Consider the following 23,949-nt stretch of genomic DNA (forward strand, 5'->3'; position numbering starts at 1 on the left):
GACCACCGTCGATGGCGTCCCGCTGAGTGGTGTAGCCGGTCATAGGGTCCGGGAAGGCGCGGGTGACGGTGGCCTCTGTCGCCCAGGTGATCCACTACTGGATGACCTCGTAGATCTCCTTGTAGCCGGATACCGCGTTGCTGTTAAACGCGTCGATCAGCGACTGGGCGTTTGGATCCACGAAGAACGCTCGCTCCATGGTGAAGTACTGGTCGAGGCTGTCGAACTCCCATTGGCAGACGACCGTATCCATGGGACCGGCGTAATCGACGTAGATTCGCCGGTTCGCGTACCCGGCCTCTTCAAACACCTTGGTGAGGGTCTTGAACGCCGCCACGATCTCCGGCGCCTTCCCGCGTTTAGCCTGGTAGACCTCGCGCATCATGTACATGATGTTCCCCTACTTTCCTGTACGGGCAGTAATCGACTGGTCATGCCATTGCTGAATCACCAAAATGCCGCCCGCATGCCCACTGTCCAGGGTGTCGAGCATGAGCAGCAGGACCACGCACAGAGCGTCTCGCGACAGCACCGTCTGCGTCGTACATTCACTTCAGCTCGCGGATGGTCGCCTCGAACGCCCGATCCATATCCCACAAGGGTTCGAAGGTGATGTGGACAACGTGGCCGTAGGTCTGGTTGTGGAACATCTGGTAGCGCCCGAAGGCATCGGGGTCCTCCACTTCGATCAGCGCGTACCCGCCCCATCCGGTGCCGTACGTCTGGTGGTGCACGATGCCGCTGTCGACATCGCCCCAGTTGCCCGACCGGGCGAACGCCTTGAAGGCTTCGCCCCACGCCTCATCGAGTGCAGGCTTGGTGACGCCCTCGGCATAGACGAAACGCTGAAGATACTTTTGCCCCATCGACCCACTCCTGCTCCCTGCCCGGGCAGCCCTTACGCTTCGCCCTTGGTGGTCGCAAGATAGCCATCACCCATCCACGTGCCGCCGCATCTCACCCGGTCGATGGCGTGTTTGAAGCCCTTGTCGTACGAGTAGGGCGCCAGCTGATGGTGATATTTGAGAAAATTGAAAAGTGAAAATCCCAAGGGTCGATGAATCTCCCCAGTTGGTTGACGGCGCAACGACGTAGCCGCCGCCCGGCAAGGAGCGATCCGGACCGCCCCGCCCGAGCACCCGGACTACCCCGCACCCTCCCCCCTCCTCAACGAGGCCACCGGCCCCCTGCGGGCCCGTGACGTCTGCGAAGCCCTCGGCCACGAACCACTGCCGAAGAACATCGAAGGCGCCCGCGCGAAGCTGAAACGCCTGGTCAAGGGTTGCGGACGTGGACGGCCTGGTGGTCGTCGTCGGTCAGCGTGTGGAGACCGGCGCGGTCGAGGGGTGTAGAGGGGCTGGGCGGCGGTACCGGCGAGGCGGCGGTGGGCGGCGTCGGTGGTCTGCCGGGGCTGGTGAGCGGCCTCGCGGGCGCAGGCGGCGACGTCCTGCCGGTGGCGCTCGGCGCGCAGCGCGTTCTGCAGAACGGTGTCGTGGTCGGGGTCGTAGCACTCGGCCCGGGTCGCGGCGGTGTGGTCGCGCAGGCGCTGGGCACAGTACAAGGCGCGCACCGGCACGGTGACGGTCCCCAGGGGCCACGTGGAGGAGCTGGAGATGGCCGGCGGGACCGTGGCGGTGAAGCTCGGGGTCTGGGTCTCCAATACGAAGAGCCGCCGGGCCAAGCTCACTGGGAAGCAGCTGGCCGCGCTCGCGGAGCTGGGGCTCGAATGGCGGTGAACCCGTGCCCGCCGGGGTGGTTGGCCGATCGGGGGTGCAACGCGCTTTCCGCGTTGCAGCGCGTTGCACCCGGTCCCGTCCCTGACGTTGCGTCAGCGGTTGGGGTACTTCTCGGCGTGGAGCAGCCGGATGTGCCACCAGGGGTCGTCGAGCTTGCCGGCCTTGGGTAGTCGGCGTTCGCGGCCTGTGGGCAGGGGCAGGATGATCGGCTTGCGGCCGTTCATGCGGCGGCTGCTGTCGCAGGCGGGGCACTCCAGCTGGTCGCTGCCGGCCGGTCCGTTCCGCGATCACGGTCGCGGGCAACGTCGGCGTCTCCCGAGGAAGCTCGCGGATCTACGGAGACGTGCCCGACGTGTTCGGCCTGCCGGGTGCCGTGCCGCTGCCTACTTGATGTGGCGCAGCAGGGCGGTGACGGCTGGGTACACCTGCCCTCGGGGGTGTACCACCATCACCTTCCAGGTGGGTGCGTGTTGGGTGAAGTGGTGTGGCGTGAGGTCGGGGAAGCGGGCGGCCAGGGATGTGGGCATGATGCACACGCCGAGGTCCTGGCGGACCAGGTCGGTGGCGGCCAGGATGTCGTTGACCTCGAAGGTGGCGGTGCGGTCGACGAGGGCCGCGTGGAAGGCCCGGTCGACCGAGTGCCGGATGGCCCAGCCGGCAGGGAATTCCACCAGTGGCAGGGCGGCGGCCTCGGCGAGGGTGACCGGTCGCTCGCCTTCCATGGCGCGGCTCGGTGCCGTGATCAGGACCATCTCCTCCTCCTTCAGCACGCGTGTGGCCAGTCCTCGTTGCTGGGGGCGGTCCAGTGCCACGACGGCCACGTCCGTGGTGCCGTCGCGCAGTGCCTGCAGGATGTCGTCGGCCGGTGCCTGGCGAAGCCTGAGCGCTACCTGTGGGTGCTGGTGGCGGAAGGCGGCCAGTGCCTGGGCGAGGCCCGTGTGGAGGCCCTGCATGACGCCGATCGTGATCTCTCCCGTCAGCTCTCCTTTGACGAGGTCGACGGCGGCGCGGGCTTCCTCGGTGGCCCGCAGTGCGGCGCGGGCGGCCGGGAGGAACGCCTGGCCGGCCGGGGTGAGGGACACCCGGTGGGTGGTCCGGTGGAAGAGCGGTGCGCCCAGCTCGCGCTCAAGGGTGCGCACCGTGGTGGAGACCGCGGACTGCACCACGTGCAGGCGTCGTGCCGCCGCGCTGAAGCCGCCCTCCTCGGCGACCGCGACGACGACCTCCATCTGTCGAAGATCCATTCCGCCTCCGTACCCCCTCCGGGCCCGCTGACTCCAGGCTATCTCCGACAGAGATTACCGTCATCTTTATCCATCTCCTCGACATGGGAAGCGGTGGCGGTGGCACGAGGTTGAAGAGGTCGTCGGCAGCGAGGGAGCTGCCGGTGAACCAGGGCATCCGGCCCGGTGCCGGATGCCCGCCCTAAGCAAGGAGACGTCATGTCGAACAACGGCCTCATCGACCCCGCCGACGCCGCGGTTCTGCTGGTGGACCACCAGAGCGGTCTGCTGCAGATCGTCAACCACACCAACATCCACGAGCTGCGCAACAACGTGGCTGTTCTGGCCAAGGCCGCCACCCTGGCCGGCGCCCCGGTGATCGCCACCGCGTCGGTCCCCGAGGGCCCGAACGGCCCGCTGATCCCCGAGGTCTTCGACAACGCCCCCCAGGCGACCTACGTCCAGCGTCACGGTGAGATCAACGCCTGGGACGTGGAGGGCTTCCGCAGCGCCGTCGCGCAGACCGGCCGCCGCACCCTCCTCGTCGCCGGCATCATGACCAGCGTCTGCGTCGTCGAGCCCGCGCTGGCCGCCCTCGCCGAGGGATACGACGTGTACGCCGTCATCGACGCCTCCGGCACCTACTCCGACGAGGCACAGCGGATCTCGATCGAGCGCCTGAGCCGTGCGGGCGTCAAGGTCATCGACGTCCTGGGTGTGGCGGCCGAGCTGCAGAAGACCTGGGCCCGCGAGGACTGGGCCGCCTGGGGCGGCATCTACGCGAGCGTCAGCCCCGGCTACGCCGCCGTCATGGAGTCCGTGGCCCGCGCCCAGGCGGAGGCCACCGGGTCCGAGGGCGCCGGCGCCGAGGTCAAGTGGGCCGAGGCCCGCGGCCGGCTGGCCTGAAACCCTTCGCCCGCCCCGGGCCGTCCGGCCCGGGGCGGGCGAACCCGTCCTTCAGCGACTTGAGTTTCACGGCCGGCGTCGGTCCCAGGTGACGCCGGCCGGCCACCGTCACCACTCGGAGCACTCACGAAAACGGAGCACCCCCATGTCGTTGTCCGCCTCTCGGCTCGTTCGCCGGGCACCCGGCCAGCAGATCGCCGCCCGGCACTCGGCCCGCAGGCACGGGGCCGGGTTCTGGCTGATCGCCTCGGCGTTCGTCACGGCCATGGCGTTCTCCACCGTCCCGACGCCGCTGTACCCCCTCTACCAGGCACGCGACGGCTTCTCCACCTTCACCGTCACCATCGTGTTCGCCGTCTACGCCCTCGGCGTCCTGGCCAGCCTGCTGCTGGCCGGGCACATCTCGGACTGGGTCGGCCGACGCAAGGTCCTGATCACGGCACTGACCCTCGAACTGGTCGCCGCCGCACTGTTCCTCACCCAGCCATCCCTGCCGCTCCTTCTCCTCGCACGGCTGGTCACCGGCCTCGGGGTCGGCATGCTCACCGCGACCGCCACCGCGCACCTGCACGAACTGCACACCGCACACCGCCCCGACGCCTCGCCGCAGCGCTTCGAGATCGTCTCCACCGCGGCCAACATCGGCGGCCTCGGCTTCGGCCCGCTCATCGCCGGCCTTCTCGCCCAGTACCTCGACGCCCCCCTGCGCCTGCCCTACCTCGTCTTCGGCGCCCTGCTGCTGATCAGCATCGCCGCGGTCGCGCTCACCCCCGAAACGGTCCAGGTGCAGTCCGTCAGGCCCGCCTACCGGCCGCAGCGCATCAGCACCGACCACGGTGACCCCGCGGGATACCTGGCCGCCGCGGCCGCGGGCTTCGCGTCCTTCGCGGTCTTCGGCCTGTTCACCTCGCTGGCCCCCGGATTCGTCGGCCACACCCTGCACCACCCCTCCCGCGCACTGGCCGGACTGACCGTGTTCGCCGTGTTCGGCGCCTCCGCCGCGGCCCAGACCCTCACTAGCCGCCTCGACGCCACACTGCGCAGGAACATCGGCCTGTACGCCCAGGCCGCCGGGGCGACCGCACTCGCCGTCGGCATGCACACCGCCAGCCTCACCGTGTTCCTGGTGGCCGGCATCACGGCCGGCATCGGCGCCGGAGTCCTGTTCAAATCCGCCGTCGGCACCGTCGTCGCCATGGCCACCCCGGCCAAACGCGGCGAAGCCCTCGCCAGCCTCTTCCTCATCTCCTACCTCGGCCTCGCCCTGCCCGCCATCGCCATCGGCATCGCCACCCGCTACACCACCATGACCACCGCGATGACCTGGTTCACCGCGGTCCTGCTCGCCCTGCTCACCACGGCCGGCCTCCTCGCCCGCCGCCACAGCCACACCGACTGAGCGCATCCTCCGCCACCAGGCCCAAAGACCCAGGCGGCGCCACGCCCAGCCCCGTGCAGCCCCGCGCCCGGCCCACTCGACCAGCCCGCCCCCGGTCCGGAAAGTGCACCATGACAACGACGCCAACGCCGACTCCAGCCTCCCCGCCGCATCCCCGGCCGAAGCTGGTGGCGACCGATCTCGACGGCACACTCCTGCACAGCGACGGCAGCCTGTCCCAGCGCACCCGGGCCGCCCTGACCGCGGCGAGCAAGGCCGGCATCCGCATCGCCCTCGTCACCGGCCGCCCACCACGGTGCGTTCCCGCCCTGCTGGAGACCATCGGACGGCACTACGTCATCGCCGCCAACGGCGCCGCACTGTACGCGCCGGACGCAACCACGATCCACATCTCCCCCATACGGTCCGACACGGCGACCGAACTCGTGACGCGACTGCGCGACGCCGTGCCCGGCGTCTCCTTCGCCGTGGAATACGAGACGGCATACGGCCACGAACCTGACTACCCCAACTGGTCGTTCGGCGAAGAGGCCGTCCAGCTGATCGGTCCCGCCGAGGACCTGCTCACGCCGGCGCCGGGCCGCCATGTACTCAAGCTCCTCGCCCACCACCCCACACTGCCCCTCGACGTCTTCTACGAGCAGGCGCGACGCAGTGCCGGCGGCAGTGCCGAGACGACCCACTCCACGGGTTTGTCGCTGGTGGAGTTCAGCGCGCCCGGCGTCACCAAGGCCGCCACACTCCTCGCGTGGAGCAGCCGGCTCGGCATTACCGCCGACGAGATCGCCGCCTTCGGCGACATGCCCAACGACCTCCCCATGCTCAAGGCGGTCGGCGCGCCCTACGCCATGACCAACGCCCACCCGGACGTCCTACGGACCGCGCGCTGTCGTACAGCCTCCAACGACGAGGACGGCGTCGCCCAGGTCCTCGAGCGGTTCATCGCCGCGCCGGCGCACGCCCACTGAGCGCGCTGAACCGCCTCGTGCGGGCCACCGCTGCACTCGCGTGCTGCCCGGTCTGCACCGCAGTCGGCGTTCGGCGTGGGACAAAAACCGGTGCACTATTCGTCAGCGCATGCGGAACGGATCGTTCTGCACCGCGCCCACACCGCTGTCCGCCGCCAGTGGACCGCCGCCGCGGGCGACCGCGCGCTGCTGATCGGCTGCCTGCGCCAGGGGCTGCGCCCGGCCCGCGACCACCACCTCGACCTCGGCTGGCTCGCCGCCGCTGCGTGGGCCTACGTCGGCGACTCGGTGTGGGAGCCTCTCGCCCCGCCCGCCCCCGTCCCCGCTGACCCGGCCGGGCAGGCCGCCACGGGCGGGCCTGCCGGTGCCGCCGTACTGGAGACCCCGGCCGACGCCCTGGTGGAGACCCTCAGCACAATCGCCGCCCGCCAGCGCGAGCACCGCGCCCACACCGCCGACCGCCTCACCCGCGTCATCGACAGCGCCCTGCTGCCAGACGACCTGACCGACATGGCCCTCTACTACCGGGCCAAGGCACACCGCGACCTCGGCCGCGGTGCCGCATCCCGCCAAGGCATGCGGCAGGTCGCCGCCGTCACCACCCGCCTCGCCCCCGCCGCCCGCCGCGGCCTGGTCCACCTCGCCCGCCTCGACGGCGACTTCCCCGCCGCCCACGAGGCCGCGCAGACCCTGGGCTGGGCCGGGCGCCAGCACCGCGTCCTCGGCGACCTCGCCTGGGTCCACGCCCGGATGGACCAGGCCGCCGCCCACTACGAGGCCGCCCGCACCGAGGCCGAGCAGCACGCCATCGCCGGCGAGACCGCCACCTCCCAGGCCCAGCTCGCCTTCGTCCGCGCCCACACCGACCCCGAGACGGCCGACGACGACCTCGACCTCGCCGCCCAGCTCCTTGCCGGCCTCGACCTGCGCGCCACCACCCTCACCGGCCGAATCGCCGCCCTCATGCGCGACGCCGGCACCGGCGGCGACGAGTTCTCCGAGCGCGCGGACGTCCTGGACGCCGAGGTCAGGGCCTCCGGCGTACGCGCCGCCCGCACCACTCCCACCCTCGCCGTGTGCTTCCACCACGCCGTCCGCGACGACAACGACGCACTGGACACCGCGATCCGCGACCTCGACCAGCTCACCCGCGACCGCGACTACGCCTATCTACACCGACATCGCCCATTTCATGGCCGGCCGCGACCTCCGCTTCCCCTCCCGCGCCCGCTGGCTCGACGGCGACCAGGCCGTGCGCTCCCGCTGGCGTGCCCTCGTCACCGACCGGCAGACCCACCTCGCACGGCCGTAACGAAGAGGCCCGCCCCCCAAGGGGGCGGGCCTGCCGATCAGTCCGCTCGCAGGATCCGCGAGACGTAGATCTCGGGCGGGTCCGACGCCTCGTTCACCGCGTACTCCACCAGCCCCAGATCCCGGCGCAGCGGCGCCGAGTGCATCCCGGGACGGCCCGGCACCGGCATGCTCAGGTGCGTGGCTTTGTTCATGAGAACGTTCTCATGGACATAGCCAGACCTGCGCACCCGCAGGGAGGTCCGAGCAGCGCACCATATGGTTCAGAGCCCCGTCGCCGGGCGTGCTTGCGGAAGGGCGGCGGCATGCTTTCCGGTCTCGCGGGGCGGATCCTGACGACTGGTCCCAACGCCGCGTGTGGGTGCCCGCTGGAACCGGGCACCCACACGTACAGTCAGGAGCTGCTGTGTCCGGGGACTGGCCCACGGATGGCCTCGGGGAGGCCGACGGCGATCACAGCTTTTCGGCATCGCCCACTCCTTGGACGCCCCCTCGCGGTTGACCGAAACGGGACAGGTACTGGGCACCACGCCGTACATGCCTCCCGAGCAGTGGCGGGGCGAGGTACTGGATGCCCGCGGTGACCTGTACGCGCTGGGCTGCGTCATGTTCGAACTCGTCACCGGCAGGCCGCCCTTTCTCGGGGGGTATCCGTCTACGCCTGGATGCGCCAACACGTGGAGCAGGCGCCACCGTCTCTGCGTGCGCTGCGGCCCGACATCCCCGGGCGCTTGGAGGACTTGGTCCTGGCCTTGTTGGCCAAGGAACCCGGCGACAGGCCGGACGCCCGCACCCTGGCCGCCGGCCTGGCCGCACTCGCCGGCCAGGGAACTCAGCCTCCGACGCTCCGGGATACGGGCCGGGAGTCCCCAGCACCTACGGCAGCATCGGAGCCGTGATCCTCCTCCTCTGGCTCTGGGTCTCCAACCTCGCGATCCTGCTGGGCCTGGAGTTCAACTTCGAACTGGAACGCGGACGAGCCATCGCAGCCGGTCACCCACCCGAGGAAGAGCCGCACCCCGAACCCCGCGACACCCGCAAACCACCACCCGACCCCCCCCCACAAGATCACGACAGACCCCGTCACTGACTCCCGCTCCTCCTCGCCGCCGGAGGAGGAGCGGGAGGGCGGGCCGAGGCAGGAGAGCGAGGAAGGGCTGGATCGGGTCCGAGGCCGCCACGATCGGGGTGGTGAAGGAGATCGGGTGATGGCATCCGAGGCGCGACGGGCAACTGCGGCATCCCCGTTGCCGTCCAACGAGACGGAGGAAGGCCGGGACGCGGGGGGTGGCGGCAGCCCGGGCTGCATCCACGGCATGCCCGCACATGTGGGTGACAGCGCTTGCGGTCTTCCGCCGCACCGCGGCCGGGCAGGTGCTGGTTCAGCGCGTCGGGCGTCGGCCTGAGCGCCGGGACCAGCGGATGCCGGCGTAGGCCATGTCGGCGACGAAGAGAATGATCGCGATCACGAGGAGGAAAAACCATCCGTTGGCGACGGCGCCGATGATGCCCAGCACGATCGCGACGATAACCAGAGCCAGGATCAGGACCATGACGAGCCTCCTCGGCCGCGTATGGGCGCTCAACGGCGGGCGAGCTGCCGCTCGCCGCCGGTACCCTTCTGGTAGGCCAGGCCGTAGTGCTGGAAGACGGCGTCCTCGTCCTCGGCAGGCAGGATGTCATCCATGCCGATGGCAGGGCAGTCCCTCACGAGCGCCTTCTCGTAGGCGACCTTGAGATAGCCCGGTCCGACGCTCGCGTCGTTCAAGGGGACGAAGACCAGCCGGTGCTGGGTGGGCATGCCGATCTGGACGGTCGCCATGGCCGGCTCGTCCGTGCTGGTGTCCACGTAGATCGCCTCCAGCGTCCCGATCTTGCTCCCGTCGGCATCGACGACGTCGTGGGTACGCCACTCGCGGATGTCCCCTACCTGGATCATCATGGCTCCCTTCGCGCGGCCCGGTCCCCGGGCGCGGGCCTACCCGGACCGGCAGGCTCACCTGGCCCGTGTCGTGCGGCCTTGCACATTTCAGCGTGCCTCGGTCTGAGCGCCGAGGCCAACAAGCACCCCTTCCGTTCGAGGCCGCTCAGTGCCGCGTGGCGGGAAGGCGGAGGCCGGCAGTGGACGGGACAACCCCGCCGTCGGGCGTGTGGCGGCGTCGCCCGCCGGGCGAGCTGACATTGCGCTGCCGCTACGCGGCGGTGGTGAGTTCGGCAAGGTGGTGTGATGGGGCTGCTGCCTGCCCATCAGGCGGGGGTGTAGCCGCGGTTGTGGATGTGGTCGTGGGTGAGGTGGGTGAAGGCGCGGGCGGCGGCGCTCTGGTAGGCGTTTTCGCGCTGGAGGAGGGCGACGGTGCGGGCGGGGAGGGCGGGTTCGAGGGGGATGGGGGTGAGGTGGGGGTGGTCGTGGGTGATGGCGTCGGGCAGGACGGTGGCCAGGGTGGTGCGCTGGACGATTTCGGTCAGGGCCTGGATGGAGTTGGCTTCCACCGCGATGCGCGGCTGCACCTTGTGGGTGGTGAAGTAGGCGTCGATGTGGACTCGGGTGGCGAAGTCGCCGCTCAATAGGGCGAGTTGGCGTTCGGTGAGGGTCCGTACGGGCAGTGGTTCCCGTTCGCCCGTGTCGGGCCGGTCGGCGCCGGTGACGAGGCTGAGGGTCTCGGTGAACAGGGCGGTGGCGGTGATGCCGGGCAGGTGGGGGCCGTGGAAGGCGATGCCGAGGTCGAGGTCGTCGGCCAGCAGGCCGGCTTCGATGCGGTCCTGGGTCATTTCCCTGACATCCAGGGTGATGCCGGGGTGGCGGGTGTGGAGTTCGGCGGCGAGGGGGCCGATGAGGTAGGCGGTGAAGGTGGGGGTGAGGGCGAGGCGGAGGTGACCGCGGGAGAGGTCGGCGACGTCCAGGACGGCGCGTTCGGCCGCTGCCAGGTCACGCAGGGCCCGGCGGGCGTAGTGCACGTAGGTCTCACCGGCGTCGGTGAGGCGTACGGTGCGGCCGGTGCGGTCCAGTAGCTGGGCGCCAACGGTGCGCTCGAGCTGCTTGATCTGCTGGGAGAGAGTGGGCTGGGAGATGCGCAGGTCCTCGGCGGCGCGGGTGAAGTTCGCGTGCTCGGCGACAGCGAGCAGGTACCGCAGGTGACGGAGTTCCAAAGCCATACCCACAACTATAGATGGCATCGATTACTAGTATCGATATTGAGTCTTGGACGCTATAGGCACTGGTCGTGCATGGTGGATCTCGTCAGCCCCACGGGGGCCGGCAGCCATCGAAGGGAGTGACCATGCACAACCTCACCGAGCGCGTCGCGCGTTTCAGGCGGGATGTCTTCCCGGCCAAGGCGGAGCTCTTCGCGCGCCTGGCGACCACTCACCGGCCGACGACGCTGTTCATCAGCTGTTCCGACGCCCGTGTGGTGCCCGAGCTGATCACCGGCGCCGAGCCGGGCGAGCTGTTCGTCATCCGCACCGCCGGAAACCTGGTGCCCGCCTACTCGCCCGGCATCGACGGCATCGCGGCCAGCATCGAGTACGCGGTCGCCGCCCTGGGCGTCAGCGACATCGTCATCTGCGGCCACTCCGCCTGCGGCGCGATGACCGCCCTGGCCGACAGCCACGACATGGGCGCCCTGCCGACGACCGCCGACTGGCTGCGCCACGCGGATGCCGCACGGGCCCGCACCACCACGGCCGGGGTCGACGCACTCGTACGCAGCAACGTCCGCGCCCAGCTGGCGAACCTGGTCACCCACCCGTCGGTGGCCCGCGCCCTGGCACAGGGCACGGTCACACTGCACGGCTGGTGCTACGACATCGGCAGCGGCACCGTCGAGGAACTCGACGTCGTGAACCCCTTCGCCACCGCAGCCTGACCCCCTTCCCACCGATTTCCCCCAGCTTCGCCCTTCTCGAAAGGAAACCCTTCTCATGGTGCACGCCCAGTTCGACAACACCGCCCGTCAGGCCCTGGCCGCCAAGGCCGTCGACGCCAAGGTGCGCAAGGACCTCACCTGGCAGCAGATCGCCGACGCCGCAGGCCTGTCGGTCGCCTTCGTCACCGCCGCCGTCCTCGGCCAGCACCCGCTGCCGGAGCAGTCCGCCAAGGCGGTCACCGAACTGCTGGGTCTGGACGCCGACGACGCGATGGTGCTGCAGACCATCCCGATGCGCGGCTCCATCCCCGGCGGCATCCCCACCGACCCGACGATCTACCGCTTCTACGAGATGCTCCAGGTCTACGGCACCACGCTCAAGGCCCTGGTCCACGAGCAGCTCGGGGACGGCATCATCTCCGCGATCAACTTCAAGCTCGACTTCAAGACGGTCGAGGACCCCGAGGGCGGCAAGCGCGCCGTCATCACCCTGGACGGCAAGTACCTGCCGACCAAGCCCTTCTGATCCGGCCGGTCCGGAAACCAGCCCCGGGGGCGGGCCCGCGGCGACGGCGCCGCCGGCCCGCCCCGGCCCCCTTCATCTCCGCCTCGCCCCAGCGGGCGGCCGCGTCCGCCCTCCCCGGGAGGAATCCTCATGGACTTCGAACAGCGCACCATCGACATCGCCCGCAAGAACGTCGAAGAGGGCGGCCGCCCGTTCGCGACCGTCATCGTCAAGGACGGCGAGATCCTCGCCGAGTCCCCGAACCTGGTCGCGCAGACCAGCGACCCGACCGCGCACACCGAGATCCTCGCCATCCGCGACGCCTGCACAAAGCTGGGCACCGAGCACCTCACCGGCACCACCATCTACGTACTGGCCCACCCCTGCCCGATGTGCCTGGGCTCGCTGTACTACTGCTCACCGGACGAGGTCGTCTTCCTCACCACCCGCGATGCCTACGAACCGCACTACGTCGACGACCGCAAGTACTTCGAACTCGCCACCTTCTACGGTGAGTTCGCCAAGGACTACACCGAGCGCCGCCTGCCCATGCGCTACGAGGAGCGCGACGCCGCGGTGGACGTGTACAGGCTGTGGCAGGAACGCAACGGCGGCGAGCGGCACGTGGCCGGCGCCCCCACCACCTCCTCTGCAAGCAGCCACGATGCCTGATGTGATCGAGAAGGTGGCATGGGTCCGGCTGGACGAGGGCCGGCTGCTGGCCACCCGCACCCGCGGCTGCGAGGTGTTCTACCTGCCCGGCGGCAAGCCGGAACCCGGCGAAACCCATGAACAGGCCCTCGTCCGAGAGATCGCCGAGGAACTCGGCGTCACCCTGGACGCGGCCACCCTCACACCCCTGCGGCTCGTGGAAGCCCCCGCCGACGGCAAACCGGCGGGCACGGTGGTGCGCACCTTCTGCTACGCCGCCGACGGCGCGGGTGAGCCCGCGCCCTGCAGCGAGATCGCCGAGATCACCTACCTCACCCACGGCGACCACCCGCGCGCCAGCCCCGCCGTCCGGGAGGTCCTGGACCGACTCGCCGCCACCGGCGAACTCCTGCGTTGGTAGCCAGCCTCCGGAGCACGCCGGAAAGATCTACTGGTGAGGTGACGCGGACGGTGCGCCGTCGGTGGGTGGCTCACATCAGGAGTGACAGCAGGAGCCCCATCAGGACCTACATCAGGACCCACGGGGAGCAGCCCGGCCGTGGCCGTCCCGGGGTCGGCGGTGCCCCGCCCTCTCGCGTGCACGCATGCACGCGTGCAGTCGTCACGGGTTGGTTGGAACGGGCCCGGGCCCGTTCCAACCGGCCTTTGCCCTGCCCTGATCCCCAACTCACCGGCCGCCACCCATCCCACCGGTGCAGGTCAGCGGCCCGCACCGGGGGTGAGGCCGGATCAGGAGCGGCGCTGCCAGGAACGGGTGCGCTTCGCCTCGGCAGCCGCGGCTTCGCCCGCGCCCGCGCGGCAACGGCGCCGGTAGTACGCGTACGTCAGGGCCACCACCATCGGCGCCCACAGCACGAAGAGTCCGCTGACCAGCATCGCGAGCGCCCGCCACCAGCCGTTGGTGTAGTCGACGTCGTGGAACCCCGCGATACCGAAGGCGCTGAGCACCCAGTCGGCGAGGAGCAGCACGAGGCCGACCCCGGCCAGCGCTGCCGGCACGAGCACCACGCTCGGCCTGATGCGTCGGCCGCCGATCGCCGGGACCCAGCCGGGCACGACCTCGCCCCACCACCGGACCAGGCCGAAGCAGAGCAGGGCGAAGGCCTCGGACAGCAGGCTGAGGGTCACGACGTAGGGCACCGTCATCCAGAGCGGCGCGGACGACCGGGGCAAGATCATCCCCATCTGGAAGCCGAAGCCGAAGGGCAGCCGCCAAAGGCAGACCGGCAGGCCGAGCAGTGGGATGGCACGGGCGACCTTCTCGGCCCAGCGCGGCACCGGCCGCTCCGTCGTCAACGCCGGCACAGGGCTTGTCGTGGTGATCTTCATGGACCCAGCCTCTGCGCCCGTCCGCCGGTCTGGATCATGCGCGGGCAGGAACCGCTCCCCCGCGCGGGGGAGTCCGGGGCCCGACGGTTTAGGTCCGCCGTCCTAGGTGGCCCGCCACGGCCCCCGGCCAGACGGCGCGGCCGGCTCGGTCCTCTATAGCTACGGCGAACGGAAAACTAGCGCTGTGTGACTGCAGACGTCGGCGGCGGATGCACTTCGGATGCGAGATTCAGTCTCTGGCGATGAGTTCGGACAAGCAGTCGTCGCAGATCACGTGCTCGTCGTCGCGGGGTGGGGTAGTGCTGCTCCGCAGAAGGTCGTTGAGCGGTGTTGATCAGTGCGGTGAGGTAGAGGTCGCCCGCGCAGTCGCGGGCTTCCTCTGGAGAGCCGGCGGCGCACCAGCGCGCCCGTACGGGAGCCACGCTCTCTGTGGAGTACCTGGCCTGCCCGCGCGGTTGTGGGTTTCCTCCAAGATCCGGGCGGCGCGCCGGTCGGCGTCGGCGATCACGCGACCGGCCGCCCGGGCGTGAAGATCACTTCGCAGCGGCCCGGGAAGCGGGCCGGCACACAGTCGAGGGAAGGAGAACCCACATGACCAGCGGGTACTCGGTATTCGCGGACACGATGGCCGACCTCACCTGGCCGCAGGTGGAGGTGGCGGCCGCCAGGGGCGCGCGCGTGCTGTTGCCGACCGGCGTCATTGAACAGCACGGCCCCCACCTGCCGCTTGGCACCGACGCCTACGGCGCCTACCAGCTGTGCCGGTTGGTGAAGGCGGAGCTGGAGCGGCGCGGGGAGGAAACGCTGATCGCCCCGCCGGTGTATTGGGGAATCAACCAGGTCTCCGCTGGCTTCGCCGGAACCTTCCGCACCCGCCCGGAGACGGCGGCGGCGCTGCACACCGACATCCTGGACTCCCTTGCCACGGACGGCTTCGAGCGCATCCATCTGATCAACCACCAGGGCGACCTCGCCCACAACCTGATGCTGCTGCACGTCGTTCGCGAGCAGCACGAAAAGGGCCGTACGGGGGTGGTGCTGGTCGAGCCGGACTTCGTAGCCGACCGGCTCGGCGATGCCGCCGCGAAGACTCCTGCGGCCCTGGGCGTGTTCGCCATGCGGCCGCTGTTCGAAGGCCTGGAGCTGAGCGGCGAGTTGGGCGTGCACGCGGAGGAGATCGAGGCGGCACTGATGATTCGCTGGTTCCCCGAGACCGTCGACTACGAGGCGATGGCCGGGCTCAAGCCGACCGACCTGGGGATGGACGATCTCGCGGAGTGGAGGAAGGGCGGCGAGCACGCCCGCCGGGTGACCCCGCAGGGCTACTTCGGCGCGCCCTTCCCTAAGGACCCGTTCCTGTTCAGGTTCCACGAGCGGATGGCCCGCGCGATGGCGGACGTGGTGTGCGCGTAGGCATGGGCCGGGTGCAGCACCGGCCCACCCAGGATCGTTGGCCGTGAGGGATGGGCAGCGGGCGGGGGCGGCGATTGCGGTGGTGCTGGAGGCGGACGTGCGCGAGCGGCTGGTGCGGACTGTGGCCTCGGCGAAGTCCGAGGAACTAGTACGTACTAGGACTAGGCCTCCTGGGCCAGGACCGTTCCGAGGTGTCTGCCACCCAAAGACAGCCCCGGTCTCACCAAACCGGGGACGATCCGGAACCGCCTTCACGCAGGATTAGGACTGTCCCAGATCCGTCCCAGCAAACGCCCGAAACAGAGACCCCGAGACACGGGTTGGACAGGGCTGGGTCAGCCCCGTCTCAGCCCGACGGACCGCTGTCCTCTGGCAGGTGCTCTTGATCGGTTGCCAAGAGATCTTGACCGTCCTGCCTGGGCTGCTCCCGGCGACGTCGGCCCGGTGGTGGATGATCGGGGTGTGCTGGTGCGTGCCGAGTTACTGCCGCTGAGTCCGTCGGGGTTGCCGAGGGTCCGGGTTCACACGCCTGTCGGCAGCGCCGTGGCGGTGTGGCGCGGCGGGCGGGACAACGCGGTTGGCCGGCACCACATCGAATGGACCGTCAACGCGGACCTTCTCTGGGGCTGCAACACGCGGCCGGCCGCGCTCGTCGAACCGGGGGTGCGCGAGGAGGCTGGCCAGGTCGTCCTGCGAGGACGGCTCCAGCTCACCCAAGATGGCGCTGCTGTCCTTGAGTTGGGTGACTCACAGGTGCTGTTCGATGTCGGCTCGCCGCCGCCCGACAGCGCCTGGGTGGAGATCGGCGTCGAAGCGGACAAGGTGGAGCTGTACCCCTACCTACTCTGACCGGTCGAAGTCGCCTTTCAATCGGTCAAGATCACTTACCAGAGGACAATCGCCCGGCCGACTGCGATACAACCCCTACTGTCCCGGCTCGCTTGACGTGGTCCCGGTCTCAGGTGACCTGGTCCCACCGGACCAGACCAGTTGAGACGCTCCGGTCAGCTGCGGAGCGCACGCAGCGCCTTCGCGGCTTCGGACCAGATCATCGGAGATCCCGCCACGACGGCAGCGGTGCAGCCCAGTGCGGGCAGCTCAGCGCAGGCAGCCGGTGATGCGGACGTTGATCTGCGTCCGGCCGGTGAGGCCGTTGGCGGGGTCGCGGGCGGTGAGGACGAGCGGATAGGTGCCGTCGGCGAGCAGCGGGACGGTGAAGGTGGCGGTGGTGCCGTGGCCGACGGTGAGCGGTCCGTTGGGCCCGATCAGCTGCCAGGTGGTGGCCTGCGGGTCGGTGATCGGCTGGTTGCCAAGCCGGGTGCGGGCGGTGCCGCTGAAGTGCTCCTCGCAGCCACGCCGCAGGGTGCCGCCGGAGGCGGGCTGCTCGATGGTGACGGCCGGTGGCTGCGGTTCGGGGTTCGCGGTGGGCGAGCTGCTCGGAGTGGTCGGCGGGGCTCCGGTCGGGCTTTGGCTGCTGGGCCGACCGGACGGGGTGGTCGACGGGGCTCCGGTCGGGCTTTGGCTGCTGGGCCGACCGGACGGGGTGCTCGGCGCGGCGGAGGGGCTGGGCGAGGGCGACTGCGGCGACCCGGACTGCGAGGGCGAGGTCGACGGGAAGGCGGAGGGCGGGAGCGTCGGTACGACGGTGGGTGAGGCGATCCCCTCCGGGACGTCCACGGCGGGCGGCGGTTGCGGCAGCCCGGTGGCGACGTGGACCGCGCCCGGCTCGGTGGGTTCGGCGTCGATGGTGGCGCAGACGGCGGCGGCGACCATGTGCTGGCTGTCCGGTGCGGTGGTGCCGCGCAGGAGCTGGTCGTCGGGGCCGTGCGGGTGGCTGTCGAAGTAGACGTTGCCGGTGGAGGTTTCGCGGTCGCTGTGCTCGATCCACACCGAGTCCTCGTACTGGGCGCCGGCCTGCTGCCGGTTGCGGCCGGTGATCTGCCAGTCCTTGACGGCGTGCCCGCTGGCGCCGGGGGTGGGCCCGGAGGCCGGGGCGTACAGCCAGCCGTCGCTGTGGAAGCGCTGGGCGCCACCGACTGCCTTCTCGCGGAAGCTGTACCCGCCGCCCACGACGAAGCGGCCCTTGGGGCAGGCGACGGCGGCCGCGGCGGTTCCGCCGGCGGGAACGTCCACCGCGCTGGTCACGATGGTGGCGGTGGGCAGTTTGGCGCAGATCGGCCGGACACCGACCGCGTAGTTGGCCTCGGGCGGCTGCGGATCGACGATCCGGGTCATGCGCTCCGCGCCGTCACTGTCGCTCAGCGGGAACGGGCGGGTGCTGAGCGCGGTCCCGGGGTTGGTCTTGGCGGCCCAGTAACTGGGGTCACTGGAGCCGGTGTCGGCGGAGGCCGAGTTCAGTTCGGCCAGTGGTACGGGTGCCACCGCCCGTCCGGTGACCAGGCGGGTGGCCCGGAACTCCACGCCGAGCTGAATGAGTCCGCCGCCGTCGCAGTAGGGCTGTGCCATCGACTTCGCAGTCAGCCCGGCGAACGGGCCCTGCTCGGTCAGGTCGCGGTCGCCGCCCCCGATCTTGTCGCTGATGCGGTCCTGGAAGGCGTGCGCCTGCATGGTGTACTCGCCGCGCGGAGCGAACTCCACCGATGCGTTGACGCACAGCACGTAGGCGGTGAGGGTGACGGAGGTGCCTCCGGGGTTGTACGCGGACACCAGCCAGCCGGAGCCGCCGACGAACTCGCTGGTGGTGGCGAACCCGTCGCCGTCGACGGCGTACCCGCCGCTGAGCGCGGTCTCGTGCTTGGCGCAGCCGGCCACCGCGGCCTGTTCGCCGCCGCCCGCCACCACGACCTGCGCACTGCGCTGCACCACTTGGAGCGCGGGGCCGTGGACGGCCCACCAGACGCCGGCGCCGACCGCCGTCAGTCCTCCGGTGACGATCAGTGCGGCCGTCCGCCCGCCGATCCCTCCGCCGAGCTTCGCCAGGACCGCCGAGCCCATCCCCGCCGCCTCCCACCCGCGTCCGTCCGCAAGGCCCCCTGCGGTGTGGGAACTGTAGCGCCGGGGCGACGACGGGCACAGGGTCCGCGCACGGCGGTTGCAGAAGCCGGACGTGCGGCCCGGGGCCGTGACCCGGGCCGCCGCGCGTCCGGCTCCCGACCTGCGCTGCTCAGCCGTTGCGGGCGGCCTCGGGCCCGGTGATCCGGCGCAGCAGTGGCAGGGTGGAGCCGATGATGGCGAGCGCCGCGCCGACTCCGGCGGCCAAAGCAGGTAGTAGCTCGGGCCGGGTGCGACCGGTTCGTAGTGCATCTGCGACTTTGATGGCGGCGAGGGGCCGCCGGGGCGCTCCAGGCGGGCGAGGACGACTGCAGCTTCGGTCCTCGGTTCCGGCGCGGAGGAAACCGCAAGCGAGCGGCGGGGTCCGGGCGGCAAGATCCGGAAGGGGGGTCAGGCCCGTCGCGTCGCTCACTCTCCCGCCAGGATGTCGGCGAAGACGATCACGGCCGCGCTCTCGCCGTACTTCGTCGACTTCTCCTGCCGGAAGTCGCCGCTCCGCACGAGGATCCGGCTGATGTGGATCTTGGTGCCGATGGGGAAGGTCATCTCCTCCTCGGACTGGTTGTTCCTGCCGAGCGCCCTCCCCCGGTGGCCCTCCGGGAGGCCGAACTCCCAGACGATCTCCTTGCCGGCCACGTACGTGTGGGTCAACGGATCGCCGTACGTGGTCGACAGGATCGCCGGCCACTCGATCGTCTGGCCCACCGAGACGTAGCCGCCGTCGGGGTGGCTCTCCTGCTGCTTGAGGATGCCGCCGAACGACTCGTACATGTGCTTGCTGTCGCCGCGCACCACGTTGCCGTCCGCGTTCGCGGGGGGCGTCGTGAAGTCGTCCCACACGCCGTTGATCCGGGCGAAGATGTCGAAGGTGTCCGCGAGGTGCTTCTCGTCCCACGCCGCCGTGGTCTGCTCGTCCGCGTAACCGCGCGCCATGGCGACACTGCGCCACGTGTCGAGCACCTCGCTCTCCCTCGACTTGTAGGAGAAGCCGGGGGCGGCGATCTCGCCGGGGGTGAAGCCGACCTGCCCGAGGGCCGCGAGGAGCGGGTTGATCCGGCGGTAGTCGGCGCTGAGGTAGTTCTCGCCGAGGTCGAGGTCCTTCTGCTTCTGCTTGGCCGCGAGGACCGCCGGGTCCAACTCCAGGGCGCGAGCCGCCTCGTACTCCGCGCGGGACGCCACCCGGTCCTCGACCGTCCCCCACGACTTGTCCTTGAGGGACGCCCGGGGCTTCTTGCCGTCCGTGCCCTCGGAGATCAGGTAGGACCCGAAGCTGAAACGGATGATCGTCTGCCCCTCGACGTCCCCCTCGTCCGTGTGCTTGACGACCGGGGTCCCGTTCGCGAGGCCTGCCGCGAGGGTGCGCTGTACGGGCGCCTGCGCCGCACCGGCCGTCCCGGTCCCGGGGCCGGCCGCACGCTGCACGTCGGAGGAGGCCTGCGGGGCCGGACGGCTCATCACCGCGCGGGCGTTGGCCTCGGCCTCGCGCTCGAAGCGGTCGGAGGGGTCCGAGACCGACAGCCCGTTGCCGTTGTCGGTACCGCTGACCGCCCCCCGGCGCTGCTGGATGACATGGGTGAGCTCGTGGGCGAGGGTGTGCGCGCCGCCCCCTCCCTCGCCGATGACGACGTGGTTGCCGGAGGTGTAGGCACGCGCGCCGACCTCGGCGGCGGAGGCCCTGGCGGCGCCGCCGGTGTGGATGCGCACGTCGGAGAAGTCGGCGCCGAGGCGGGACTCCATGTCCGTACGGGTGGCCCGGTCCAGGGGCCGGCCGGGGCCGCGCAGGACGTCGTGGACGGAGGAACGCTGGACGGCGGGGGCCACGGCACGCCGGACGGCGGGGCCCTCGAAGCCCTCGTGTCCGCAGCCGCCCCCGTGCCGGTGCGCCTCCCCGCCCGGGCGGCGACCCGCCCGGCGGAGCATCTGGACGACCGCCGCGTTGCCCACGGAGCCCTGGAGGACGAGCAGTTCGGACTGCGGGCTCCCGGCGTCGACGGGCGCGCGCCTCGCCACCCGGCCGGCCTTGGCCCTGGTCGCTTCCTCGTTCTCCCGCTCGCGCATCGAGTTCCGCCTCTCCTGGACCGTCGACGACCTCCCACTGAACCCGACCGCCACCGCGCGGCGGAAGGTACTCCGGGGCAGCTCTCGGGCGCCCGCTGAGGGGCCTCCCCCAGCACTTCCGTACAGGCTGCACGCGTACGGCGCCGCGTCCTCACCCCCGATGGCCGAACCGCCGTGGCCGGCCCTATCGGACGCGGCGTCCCTGGGCGGTGCCGGGGATCGTCGTGCTGGTGATCTGCAGCAGCGGCGCGGAGGCACCCGCGTTTTCGGAGCGTGTGCCGTTCCGGGAGGACATGAGGGCTCCGTTCCGGCCGGGGAGAGCTGCCCGTACTCGAGCCTGTCCCGGGCCGGTGGCCTCGTCCGGCGGCCTGGTCGCGGACGGCGGAAGGGCCCGGCCCGCCGCTTCAGGCGGCGGCGGCAAGATCCGCGCGGCCGAACAGCAGGGCGTAGCCGCGGGGCAGGTGGGCGAGGAGGCGGTCGGTGAGGTTGTCGTCGGTGAGGGTGGTGAGGGCGGTCAGGACGGAGGAGGCGTCCCAGCGGGCGGCGGTGAGGCTGGTGCCCAGGGTGTGGGCGAGGGTTTCGACGAAGGCGGGGGCGGTGACGGGGTGGGGCAGGGGGATCTGGGCGGCGAAGACGGTGCGGGCCCGTTCGGGCAGCGCGGCGGCGAGGTCGCAGCGTTCGTCGCCGGTGAGCTGGGAGCCGAGGAGTGCCAGGACGGCGGTGAGGACGCGTTCGGCTTCCTCGTCGGTGGTGTAGCGGCCGCTGGTGCGGACCTGCTGGAGGAGGTGGCGGTAGCGGGTCATGGCGGGCGGCCTTCCAGGGGGCTCGCCGGCAGCCCGGCGGCGGCGTGAGGGGTGGTCAGGGTCGTGTCCCTGCGCTCGGTCGGCCGAACAACAGGTCGTAGCCGGGCGGCAGTTGGAGCAGAACGCGCCCGGTGAGGTCGTCGCCGGCGGCGCCCGGCTCCGCGCAGGGCCAGGCGGGCGTCGGCGCGGGCGGGGCCGGCCGGCGGTCGGGGGTGTTCCGGCCGCCCCTTCGACCGAGGGAGAGAGATCAGGGGCGGCGCGGAACGGCGTCGGGGCCGGTCAGGCCTGGATCTGCTTGCGGTCGCCGTTGTGGCTGATCGCGATCTTGCGGGGCTTGGCCTTCTCGGCGACCGGGATCTTCAGGGTCAGCACGCCGGCGTCGTAGTCGGCGGTGATCCCGGCGGGGTCGAGGGTGTCGGAGAGCATGACCTGGCGGGAGAACACGCCGAGCGGGCGTTCGGACAGCTCCCACTTCACGTCCTCGCCCTGCCGGTGCGGTCGGCGCTCGGCCTTGACGGTCACCGTGTTCCGCTCGACGTCGATGTCGATCGCCTCCGGGTCCACCCCCGGCAGGTCGAAGCAGATCACGTACTCGTCGCCGGCCCGGTAGGCGTCCAGCGGCATCGGTGCCGGACGCGACCAGGTCCCCGTGTTGCCCAGGAACTGCTGGGTCAGACGGTCCAGCTCGCGGAACGGGTCAGTGCGCAGCAGCATCGCGAAACACCTCCACTGATCGAACGGGTGCCAGTGCGCTTCACCTGCCACCTTTCTAGCGCGTCATCCATCCGATGACAAGTCGCGGTGTCGCCTATAGAGTGACTACATGAGTGAGAAGTCCCGCGGAGCCGCCCCCGACGCTCCCCGGCCGGTCGAGCCCGCCTCGTTCCTGGCGGCCGTGGCGGCGCTGGCCGCCATCGACGACGCGGTCCGCACCGCCCGTAACCCCGCGTCCCAGCCCCCCGCCGCCTCGGAGGCGCAGGAAGGCCCCGGGCAGGCCCTGGCCGCTCTGGTGCTGCTGCGCGAGCTGCGCGCCGAGCTCTCCGGCTGGGAAGCCGGGCTGGTGGAGAACGCCCGGGAGGCCGGCGCCACCTGGGCCGACCTCGCCCGCCCGATGGGCGTGGCCAGCCGCCAGGCCGCCGAGAACCGCTACCTGCGCCTCAAGCCCGCCGGCGGCGCGACGCGGGCCGGTACCGGCGCGGAACGCGTCAAGGCAGTCCGCGACCGGCGGGCCGCCGACCGGACGGTCACCGCCTGGGCCCGTGACAACGCCGCCGAGCTACGGGTCCTCGCCGCCCAGATCACCACGACCGCGCTCGCCCCCGGCGCCCGCCCCGCCCAGGCCGCCCTGACCGCCGCCCTCGGCGCCACCGACCCCGCCGACCTCATAGCGCCCCTCGCCGCCGTCCGCCCCCACCTCGGCACCGGCCAGGACGACCTCGCCACCCGCCTCGACGCCCTCACCCACCACACCACCCAGCTCCGCGATGACAGCGACCGACGCCGCGCCTGACCCCGTCGCCGCCGCCGAAAGGCGCTGGCAGGACCTCCTGGACCGGTTCCACGACCTCGAGGCCCGGGTGGCCGCCACCACGAGCGGTGTCACCAGCGCCCTCGACACCCACCTCGCCCGGCTCGACGCCCTGCGCCACCAGCTCGCCCGGTCCACCTGGCCGCTGTCCGCCCCCGATCCGGGAAGTGCCCAGGCCGCACCGCCGAACAACCGGCCGACTGACCGGCCGGCCTGACGGGGCCGGGAGCCGCGTTCCGGCGGGACGACCGCAAGCGCCTCGACCACCCCACGCTCGGCCTGATCGAGGTCAACTGCCTCAACCTGTTCAGCGAGGACGGCCGGCAGCGCCTGCTGTGGTTCACCCCCGTAGCCGGGACGGACGGTTCCGGCCTGCTCGACCTCCTCGCGGTCGTCGGCACTCAGGAGATCGCCGAACCGCCGAGGCGCAGGTCGATGTAGGCGATGGTGTCGCCCGGGAGGACGTAGCGGTCGATCTCGACGAAGCCATGGGATTCGGCGAACCGCAGGCCGTCCTCGTTGGAGGCCAGGACGACGGTCTCGATGGTGGTGGCGCCCAGCGCGCGGGCATGCTCCAGTGCGCGCTGGTAGAGCTGCTCGCCGAAGCCCCGGCGGCGGTAGCGGGGCAGGACCCGGGCGATCACGGTGGCGACGGACGGGCTGTCACGGCCGGGTGGGCGTACGGTCGTGCAGCCCACCGGCTCGCCGTCGAGGTACGCAACCTCCAAGTGATTGCGAAGGATTGCACCCGGCCCTCTCCCGGACCTCGTCGAGGGAGAGGGGCCCGGTCGGGATGATCACGTTGTGGACGTGTCGCCAGTCGGCGAGCACGGCGTCGCCGACCGGTTCTGCGAAGCTGAGCTTGGGCATCGCAGCAGGAGAACCGCTCACCCCGCGAGCCGTCAACCGGATAGCCCGGTCACGCCCGCCGCAGATCCCCCGGCATCACTCATCTAATGCCAATACCGGTGATTTAGGTGGTTTTTCGCCGGGTCGGGCTGGTCTTGGTTGGCCCGACCAGAGAGACGGTGGGGACATCGGGTCGGGGTGGGTTGAGGTGCTCGGTGCGTTTGAGTGCCCAGTTGGACATCTTGCGTTTGATGACGCGGGGGTTGGAGCGCAACTGCCTTGGGGGCAGCAGCCGTTGGTGGATCTCACTCAGGGCTCGGGCGAGTGCTCTTGTGAGTCGAGAGGGGGGAAAGCGCCGCCTGGTCGGTGAC

General features: G+C 71.0%; 26 protein-coding genes and 5 pseudogenes. 16 read left to right on the forward strand and 15 right to left on the reverse strand.

The features are described 5' to 3' along the window. Nucleotides 1–94: 94 nt before the first annotated feature. A complete protein-coding gene (locus tag ACZ3TI_RS37355; RefSeq protein WP_465734419.1) occupies nt 95–385 on the reverse strand; it encodes a hypothetical protein in 291 nt (96 codons plus the stop codon). A gap of 163 nt (nt 386–548) precedes the next feature. Further along, nucleotides 549–866, reverse strand: a complete 318-nt coding sequence (locus tag ACZ3TI_RS37360) for a hypothetical protein (protein WP_465734421.1) — start codon at nt 864–866, stop codon at nt 549–551. Nucleotides 867–1,529: 663 nt separating this feature from the next. Between ACZ3TI_RS37360 and ACZ3TI_RS37365 the strand changes: the two genes are divergently transcribed. Further along, nucleotides 1,530–1,736 (forward strand): helicase associated domain-containing protein, encoded by a 207-nt coding sequence (locus ACZ3TI_RS37365; protein WP_465734423.1) that lies wholly within the window; start codon nt 1,530–1,532, stop codon nt 1,734–1,736. A 92-nt stretch (nt 1,737–1,828) separates the two neighbouring features. On the opposite strand, the gene ACZ3TI_RS37370 is transcribed toward ACZ3TI_RS37365, so the two are convergent. Continuing rightward, nucleotides 1,829–1,960, reverse strand: coding sequence for a hypothetical protein (locus ACZ3TI_RS37370; protein WP_465734425.1), 132 nt, complete (start codon nt 1,958–1,960; stop codon nt 1,829–1,831). A 159-nt stretch (nt 1,961–2,119) separates the two neighbouring features. Then, entirely contained in the window at nt 2,120–2,980 is an 861-nt protein-coding gene (locus tag ACZ3TI_RS37375) for a LysR family transcriptional regulator (RefSeq protein WP_465734427.1), read from the reverse strand. Nucleotides 2,981–3,178: 198 nt separating this feature from the next. On the opposite strand from ACZ3TI_RS37375, the gene ACZ3TI_RS37380 reads away from it, so the two are divergent. The 4 genes from ACZ3TI_RS37380 (at nt 3,179) to ACZ3TI_RS37395 (ending at nt 7,612) form a co-directional block, all read left to right on the forward strand. Then, complete coding sequence (locus tag ACZ3TI_RS37380) at nt 3,179–3,865, forward strand: isochorismatase family protein (protein ID WP_099935065.1); 687 nt, start codon at nt 3,179–3,181, stop codon at nt 3,863–3,865. A 145-nt stretch (nt 3,866–4,010) separates the two neighbouring features. Beyond that, on the forward strand, nt 4,011–5,264 hold the full coding sequence (locus ACZ3TI_RS37385) for an MFS transporter (protein WP_465734430.1): 1,254 nt from the start codon (nt 4,011–4,013) through the stop codon (nt 5,262–5,264). Nucleotides 5,265–5,431: 167 nt separating this feature from the next. After that, nucleotides 5,432–6,232 carry a Cof-type HAD-IIB family hydrolase gene (locus ACZ3TI_RS37390; RefSeq protein WP_465734432.1) on the forward strand — a complete coding sequence of 267 codons (801 nt, stop codon included), beginning with the start codon at nt 5,432–5,434 and terminating at the stop codon, nt 6,230–6,232. 90 nt (nt 6,233–6,322) lie between these two features. After that, nucleotides 6,323–7,612 carry a hypothetical protein gene (locus tag ACZ3TI_RS37395; protein ID WP_465734434.1) on the forward strand — a complete coding sequence of 430 codons (1,290 nt, stop codon included), beginning with the start codon at nt 6,323–6,325 and terminating at the stop codon, nt 7,610–7,612. On the opposite strand, the gene ACZ3TI_RS37400 is transcribed toward ACZ3TI_RS37395, so the two are convergent. Further along, nucleotides 7,582–7,737, reverse strand: a complete 156-nt coding sequence (locus ACZ3TI_RS37400; protein WP_465734436.1) for a hypothetical protein — start codon at nt 7,735–7,737, stop codon at nt 7,582–7,584. The two genes, ACZ3TI_RS37395 and ACZ3TI_RS37400, sit on opposite strands and share 31 nt — an antisense overlap. A gap of 163 nt (nt 7,738–7,900) precedes the next feature. Between ACZ3TI_RS37400 and ACZ3TI_RS37405 the strand changes: the two are divergent. Together ACZ3TI_RS37405 and ACZ3TI_RS37410 are read left to right on the forward strand one after the other, a co-directional pair. After that, nucleotides 7,901–8,173, forward strand: a pseudogene (locus tag ACZ3TI_RS37405) (hypothetical protein); the annotation flags it as partial. A gap of 244 nt (nt 8,174–8,417) precedes the next feature. Next, nucleotides 8,418–8,633: pseudogene (locus ACZ3TI_RS37410) on the forward strand (ribonuclease BN); the annotation flags it as partial. 292 nt (nt 8,634–8,925) lie between these two features. Here the strand turns inward: ACZ3TI_RS37410 and ACZ3TI_RS37415 are convergent. The 3 genes from ACZ3TI_RS37415 to cynR all read right to left on the reverse strand — a co-directional run bounded on the left by ACZ3TI_RS37415 (nt 8,926) and on the right by cynR (nt 10,696). Next, complete coding sequence (locus ACZ3TI_RS37415; protein WP_465734372.1) at nt 8,926–9,096, reverse strand: hypothetical protein; 171 nt, start codon at nt 9,094–9,096, stop codon at nt 8,926–8,928. A 29-nt stretch (nt 9,097–9,125) separates the two neighbouring features. Then, nucleotides 9,126–9,482, reverse strand: coding sequence for a PRC-barrel domain-containing protein (locus ACZ3TI_RS37420; protein WP_465734468.1), 357 nt, complete (start codon nt 9,480–9,482; stop codon nt 9,126–9,128). 308 nt (nt 9,483–9,790) lie between these two features. Then, nucleotides 9,791–10,696, reverse strand: a complete 906-nt coding sequence (gene cynR / locus ACZ3TI_RS37425) for a transcriptional regulator CynR (RefSeq protein WP_465734438.1) — start codon at nt 10,694–10,696, stop codon at nt 9,791–9,793. Between the two features lie 125 nt (nt 10,697–10,821). Between cynR and ACZ3TI_RS37430 the strand changes: the two genes are divergently transcribed. The 4 genes from ACZ3TI_RS37430 to ACZ3TI_RS37445 all read left to right on the forward strand — a co-directional run bounded on the left by ACZ3TI_RS37430 (nt 10,822) and on the right by ACZ3TI_RS37445 (nt 12,986). Next, nucleotides 10,822–11,409, forward strand: a complete 588-nt coding sequence (locus ACZ3TI_RS37430; protein WP_465734440.1) for a carbonic anhydrase — start codon at nt 10,822–10,824, stop codon at nt 11,407–11,409. A gap of 55 nt (nt 11,410–11,464) precedes the next feature. Continuing rightward, on the forward strand, nt 11,465–11,935 hold the full coding sequence (gene cynS / locus ACZ3TI_RS37435) for a cyanase (RefSeq protein ID WP_465734442.1): 471 nt from the start codon (nt 11,465–11,467) through the stop codon (nt 11,933–11,935). 129 nt (nt 11,936–12,064) lie between these two features. Further along, the gene (locus ACZ3TI_RS37440) at nt 12,065–12,586 is read left to right on the forward strand and encodes a nucleoside deaminase (protein WP_465734444.1); all 522 of its coding nucleotides are present in this window, start codon (nt 12,065–12,067) and stop codon (nt 12,584–12,586) included. Next, nucleotides 12,579–12,986, forward strand: coding sequence for an NUDIX hydrolase (locus ACZ3TI_RS37445; RefSeq protein WP_465734446.1), 408 nt, complete (start codon nt 12,579–12,581; stop codon nt 12,984–12,986). The genes ACZ3TI_RS37440 and ACZ3TI_RS37445 overlap by 8 nt, the downstream gene beginning before the upstream one ends. A 329-nt stretch (nt 12,987–13,315) precedes the next feature. Here the strand turns inward: ACZ3TI_RS37445 and ACZ3TI_RS37450 are convergent, their stop codons facing one another. Further along, nucleotides 13,316–13,915, reverse strand: coding sequence for a hypothetical protein (locus ACZ3TI_RS37450; protein WP_465734448.1), 600 nt, complete (start codon nt 13,913–13,915; stop codon nt 13,316–13,318). A gap of 624 nt (nt 13,916–14,539) precedes the next feature. On the opposite strand from ACZ3TI_RS37450, the gene ACZ3TI_RS37455 reads away from it, so the two are divergent. Both ACZ3TI_RS37455 and ACZ3TI_RS37460 read left to right on the forward strand, forming a co-directional pair. After that, nucleotides 14,540–15,328 (forward strand): creatininase family protein, encoded by a 789-nt coding sequence (locus tag ACZ3TI_RS37455; RefSeq protein WP_465734450.1) that lies wholly within the window; start codon nt 14,540–14,542, stop codon nt 15,326–15,328. Between the two features lie 462 nt (nt 15,329–15,790). Beyond that, a complete protein-coding gene (locus ACZ3TI_RS37460) occupies nt 15,791–16,177 on the forward strand; it encodes a hypothetical protein (RefSeq protein WP_465734452.1) in 387 nt (128 codons plus the stop codon). 249 nt (nt 16,178–16,426) lie between these two features. Here the strand turns inward: ACZ3TI_RS37460 and ACZ3TI_RS37465 are convergent, their stop codons facing one another. The 5 genes and pseudogenes from ACZ3TI_RS37465 to ACZ3TI_RS37485 all read right to left on the reverse strand — a co-directional run bounded on the left by ACZ3TI_RS37465 (nt 16,427) and on the right by ACZ3TI_RS37485 (nt 21,915). After that, nucleotides 16,427–18,283 carry a hypothetical protein gene (locus ACZ3TI_RS37465; protein WP_465734454.1) on the reverse strand — a complete coding sequence of 619 codons (1,857 nt, stop codon included), beginning with the start codon at nt 18,281–18,283 and terminating at the stop codon, nt 16,427–16,429. 465 nt (nt 18,284–18,748) lie between these two features. Further along, nucleotides 18,749–20,398 carry an eCIS core domain-containing protein gene (locus ACZ3TI_RS37470; RefSeq protein WP_465734456.1) on the reverse strand — a complete coding sequence of 550 codons (1,650 nt, stop codon included), beginning with the start codon at nt 20,396–20,398 and terminating at the stop codon, nt 18,749–18,751. 404 nt (nt 20,399–20,802) lie between these two features. Continuing rightward, nucleotides 20,803–21,201: a DUF2267 domain-containing protein gene (locus tag ACZ3TI_RS37475; RefSeq protein ID WP_465734458.1), complete on the reverse strand. Its 399-nt coding sequence runs from the start codon at nt 21,199–21,201 to the stop codon at nt 20,803–20,805. A gap of 55 nt (nt 21,202–21,256) precedes the next feature. Further along, nucleotides 21,257–21,352, reverse strand: a pseudogene (locus ACZ3TI_RS37480) (DUF2267 domain-containing protein); the annotation flags it as partial. A 128-nt stretch (nt 21,353–21,480) separates the two neighbouring features. Beyond that, entirely contained in the window at nt 21,481–21,915 is a 435-nt protein-coding gene (locus ACZ3TI_RS37485) for an Hsp20/alpha crystallin family protein (RefSeq protein ID WP_465734460.1), read from the reverse strand. Between the two features lie 109 nt (nt 21,916–22,024). Here ACZ3TI_RS37485 and ACZ3TI_RS37490 point away from each other — a divergent pair, with 109 nt between their 5' ends. From ACZ3TI_RS37490 to ACZ3TI_RS37500, 3 genes and pseudogenes are all read left to right on the forward strand, one after another. After that, nucleotides 22,025–22,711, forward strand: coding sequence for a type III effector protein (locus tag ACZ3TI_RS37490; RefSeq protein WP_465734462.1), 687 nt, complete (start codon nt 22,025–22,027; stop codon nt 22,709–22,711). Next, entirely contained in the window at nt 22,686–22,946 is a 261-nt protein-coding gene (locus tag ACZ3TI_RS37495; protein ID WP_465734464.1) for a hypothetical protein, read from the forward strand. The genes ACZ3TI_RS37490 and ACZ3TI_RS37495 overlap by 26 nt, the downstream gene beginning before the upstream one ends. A gap of 14 nt (nt 22,947–22,960) precedes the next feature. Beyond that, nucleotides 22,961–23,170, forward strand: a pseudogene (locus tag ACZ3TI_RS37500) (transcriptional regulator); the annotation flags it as partial. On the opposite strand, the pseudogene ACZ3TI_RS37505 reads toward ACZ3TI_RS37500, so the two are convergent. Next, nucleotides 23,131–23,599 (reverse strand): annotated as a pseudogene (locus ACZ3TI_RS37505) (GNAT family N-acetyltransferase). The pseudogenes ACZ3TI_RS37500 and ACZ3TI_RS37505 overlap by 40 nt on opposite strands. Between the last annotated feature and the right edge of the window lie 350 nt (nt 23,600–23,949).

This window comes from Kitasatospora sp. NPDC023120, assembly GCF_055560835.1.